The following is a 4412-nucleotide window of genomic DNA, read 5'->3' as shown; positions in this document are numbered from 1 at the left end:
TTTGCTTTTCGTTGTTTTTTAGTAGTCAGTCTAGAAATGCTTGTTGCAATGCTTTCAGGCCATCGCTGTAAATGCCATGAAACAGATTTATTGCCTCTTCATCACTAACCTCTACAGGGGTGAAAGTGCCAGACCACTCTACTAAAGATGTGTTACTTTCAGTACCTTCTTTAACCTGGATTGTAGAAAGATAATTAGTGACTGGGAATGGTGCATTCATAATTGAGTACGTGTAGTAGTGTTCCTTATCATTGAATACTTCTAAGCGTTCTATAATCGTGTCACCATCTGGATTAGCTAGGTGACGTACACGACCGCCTTCCGTTAATTTACTGCTAGGTATATAGGGTAACCAGTCTGGAAGGGAGTTGAAACCTCCGATTAATTGCCATACTTGTTCAGGTGAACCGAAAATTTCCATAGATGTAGTAGTATGTGCCATGTTCATTACGCTCCTTTTTATCTCGATATTTGCGAGCAAATAATCAGTGGGGAATGATCCCACTGATTAAGGTTTCAAATTATTTTACGTTGATTGGTAGTGGTGCATTAGGTGCTACTAATTTTTGTTCGCGCATTTCTTCCCAGAATGCTGCTGGAATTACTGTGTTTAAGGCGTTTTGGTCTTCTACAATTCGTTCTGGTTTACTTGCACCAGGAACAACGGCAGCAACTGCTGGATTGGCTAGTGAAAATTGTAGTGCAGCAGCTTTGATGCTGATTTCGTGACGATCTGCAAGAGCTTTAATTTTCTCAACTTTTGCAATAATTTCTGGCGATGCTTTTTGATATTCGAAGTGAGCGCCGCCAGCAAGAATACCTGAGCTATATGGGCCACCAACAACAATATCCATATTATGCTTTACAGCTGCAGGCATTACTCGTTGCAATGCACGTTCGTGGTCTAATAATGAATAGCGACCAGCTAGTAAGGATATATTTGGTTTCGCTTCTTCTAAATCAAGCATAAGTTCAATTGATTCTACTTTGTTTACTCCAAGCCCCCAGCCCTTAATAACTCCTTCTTCACGTAAACGTGTTAGCGCACGGAATGCTCCTGTTCGAGCTGTTTCAAATTGTGAAATCCACTCATCACCATAAAAGTCTTGTGCTAAATCATGAATGAAAACAAAGTCTAGACGATCTGTTTTTAAACGTTTCAAACTTTGCTCGATAGAACGGAGTGTTGCATCTGCGCTATAGTCATTGATCATTTTATTTTTGCGACCAAATTCGAAAAGTCCGCCTTTTTCACCTAAATCACGTGCAGATGGATCTTCTAGTTCATCTGAAATCGTTCGACCTACTTTGGTGCTTAAAAAGTAATCATCACGATTTCTTTTTGACAGTGCTTCGCCAAGACGAATCTCCGCTAATCCAGATCCATAAAGTGGAGCTGTATCAAAGTAACGAACGCCATTCTCCCAAGCAGCATCCACTGTAGCGATTGCTTCTTCCTCTGGGATATTACGGTACATATTTCCTAGTGGTGCTGTACCAAACCCGATTTTTTCTTTTAGTAATTTACTCATTATAGATATCCTCCTAAAATGTATTTGAAAATTATTTATTCATTGTGAATGGATGTGAAAATGAAAACATGTCATTTCATCGTCTGACAAAATGTACGATAAAAATACTCACTTTAAAGTACGGGTACTAACAGGTAATTTCTAACACTGCATGACTCACTCAACTCTTACAAATGCTATTATGAAATGTATTTTACATAATGAAAAGTACGTACTTTAAAGTGATATAGATACTAAAAAGTAATACAGGTACTTTTTGGTGCCGTACTACTCATCTGCTGTTTACGTATGCTATTATGAAACATGTTTAATACAATAAAAAGTACGTACTTTAAGGTGCTATAGATACTTAAAAGTAATATTTAAATCTTTAGCTTAATTGCCTTATAACATTATTAAAGGAGATTTTTATATGAAAACATACAATATTCCTGTAGAGGCGACTTTAGAGGTTATCGGTGGAAAGTGGAAAGTAGTTATCCTTTGTCATTTAAAGAAAGACAAAAAGAGAACGTGCGAATTAAAACAATTAATGTCTGGTATTACACAAAAGATGTTAACCCAACAATTACGTGAATTAGAAGAAGACGGTGTAATCGAGAGAAAAGTGTATAACCAAGTGCCGCCAAAAGTAGAGTATTCTTTAACGGATTACGGTCATTCTTTAGACGTTATACTCGATTCTCTTTGTAACTGGGGAGAAAATCATCTTGAAAAGAATGGTAACACGTCTATGCTTATAACAGCAGCTGAATAAAGAAGGAAAAAACGAGCGAAAATACGCTCGTTTTTTCTTTTTTGTATATAGGGAGATTTTTAAGCATCATAATTACTTTTTGGTAATATAGGTACTTTTTTGTGCTGTAGGAACTAAAATGTGCCGTATAGAAAATTATTTGTTTTTACGCAACAATAGAGAAGAAATTTAGAAAAAAGGAGAGGAGCACGGGTGAAACAATATAATATACCGATAGAAGCAACTTTAGAAATTATCGGGGGAAAGTGGAAGGTCATTATTTTATGTCACTTAACGAAAGGGACAAAGAGAACGAGTGAGTTACAACGTTTGATTCCTGAAATTTCTGTTAGAATGTTAACGCAGCAACTACGTGAGCTGGAAGAAGATGGTGTAATTACACGTGAAATTTACAAAGAAATTCCCCCTCGAGTAGAATACTCCCTAACCGATTATGGGTGGTCTTTACAAAATGTATTAAATCAATTAACCGCATGGGGAGAACGATGCATAGATAGAAAAAACACAGAAGTTAAGTGAAATCTCTATATGTAATATTGAAACACCACCTATTGATGAGGTGGTGTTTTTTCAGTATAAAACTTTAGAAAGTTACTATGGTGAAAAGTAAGAATCTATATCAAATCAGCAGTTGTTTTAGCTATGATGAATGATTGATTAAGGTTTTAATAGGAACTTAAAAGTGCCTTCATCACTTTTAAGTACGTACTATGCTTCATAATATAACCGTTTTATAATGACACTCGTAGCAAGAAGTCATAACGGTTTTAAGCTATGTTCAAAAAGACTTATTAATTAGAATAGTTTTTTGTTCAATTTTTTAGTAGGAGATGTTTATATGGTTGAAGAACTTTTTTATAAAAAAATACTCAAAAATCTTTTTTCAGATCCAGTTCAAATTACACTTTGGAATGGAGAAACAATACAATATGGAGAAGGGGAACCTCAATTTCATGTAACATTCCATAAGCCTCTTTCAAAAAAAGAGCTTGCAAAGGATCCTTCTATTGCGTTCGGTGAAGCATATATGAGTGGGGATCTTGAAATAGAAGGTAACCTTGAAAAAGCAATTCAATCTATTTATAAAAGGCAGGATAGCTTTTTAGGTGATAGTAAGTTGCAATATTTCAAAAGTAAATGGAATTTCTCAAAACAAAAAAATAAAGATGATATTGCTCATCATTATGATATTGGGAACGATTTTTATAAATTATGGCTTGATGAAACAATGACATATTCTTGTGCATATTTCCAAAGCGAGAAAGATTCTTTAACGACAGCTCAGCATAATAAAGTGAATCATATTTTGAAAAAGTTGAACCTTCAAAAAGGTGATACGCTATTAGATATTGGTTGCGGGTGGGGTGAGCTCATTACAGCTGCCGCTAAGCAGTACGGTGTGAAAGCGATGGGAGTAACGTTAAGTGAGGAACAATATGCTAAGACTTCCGAGCGAATTAAACAAGAGGGACTTACGGATTTAGTTGAAGTATCTTTACTTGATTACCGCGATATTAAGAATCATAAATTTGATAAAATTGTTAGTGTAGGTATGATTGAACATGTAGGAAAAGATAACATTACGCAATACTTTGAAACAGTGAATACACTACTAAATGATGGTGGCATTTCTCTACTTCATTGTATTACTTCTCCAGCCAATGGTGGTGCTACGAATGGTTGGATTGAAAAATATATATTCCCTGGCGGTTATGTCCCTGCTGTTAACGAATTAATCACGAACATGACAAATGAACAATTTTTCATTGTTGATGTGGAAAGCTTACGTAGACATTACGGGAAAACATTACAACAATGGGCTCGGAATTTTGAAAACGTACTGGAGGAAGTTCGCAAAACGAAAGATGAGCGATTCATTCGTATGTGGCGCTTATATTTAAACGCATGTGCAGCTTCATTCTTTACTGGTAATATTGATTTACATCAATTTGTCTTTACAAAAGGTATTAACGATACAATCCCGATGACACGTTCTTATATGTATGAATAAGAGTGTGATCTAATAGCTCTTAAGCAATGTTAAAATTTATAAATCCATAACTTGAAATAAAAAGTCGGGGTGAAAATCGGAATGATTTGTATCCCGACTTTTTTATTTGTTA

The 4412-nt window shown here is 35.4% G+C and carries 5 protein-coding genes; 3 read left to right on the top strand and 2 right to left on the bottom strand.

Annotated elements, in window-relative coordinates; genetic code table 11:
- Positions 1–25: 25 nt before the first annotated feature.
- The gene (locus KI369_RS21835; RefSeq protein ID WP_212957363.1) at positions 26–442 is read right to left on the bottom strand and encodes an SRPBCC family protein; all 417 of its coding nucleotides are present in this window, start codon (positions 440–442) and stop codon (positions 26–28) included.
- 79 nt (positions 443–521) lie between these two features.
- Positions 522–1532, bottom strand: coding sequence for an aldo/keto reductase (locus KI369_RS21830; RefSeq protein WP_006924216.1), 1011 nt, complete (start codon positions 1530–1532; stop codon positions 522–524).
- 412 nt (positions 1533–1944) lie between these two features.
- Between KI369_RS21830 and KI369_RS21825 the strand changes: the two genes are divergently transcribed.
- The 3 genes from KI369_RS21825 to KI369_RS21815 all read left to right on the top strand — a co-directional run bounded on the left by KI369_RS21825 (position 1945) and on the right by KI369_RS21815 (position 4300).
- Positions 1945–2289 (top strand): winged helix-turn-helix transcriptional regulator, encoded by a 345-nt coding sequence (locus tag KI369_RS21825; RefSeq protein ID WP_212957362.1) that lies wholly within the window; start codon positions 1945–1947, stop codon positions 2287–2289.
- Positions 2290–2481: 192 nt separating this feature from the next.
- Positions 2482–2808, top strand: a complete 327-nt coding sequence (locus KI369_RS21820; RefSeq protein ID WP_212957361.1) for a winged helix-turn-helix transcriptional regulator — start codon at positions 2482–2484, stop codon at positions 2806–2808.
- 319 nt (positions 2809–3127) lie between these two features.
- Positions 3128–4300 (top strand): SAM-dependent methyltransferase, encoded by a 1173-nt coding sequence (locus KI369_RS21815; RefSeq protein WP_212957360.1) that lies wholly within the window; start codon positions 3128–3130, stop codon positions 4298–4300.
- Positions 4301–4412: the final 112 nt, after the last annotated feature.

Origin of the sequence: Bacillus sanguinis, from assembly GCF_018332475.1 — a bacterium.
Lineage (GTDB): Bacteria > Bacillota > Bacilli > Bacillales > Bacillaceae_G > Bacillus_A > Bacillus_A sanguinis.
This window is presented reverse-complemented; position numbering and strand designations above follow the sequence as displayed.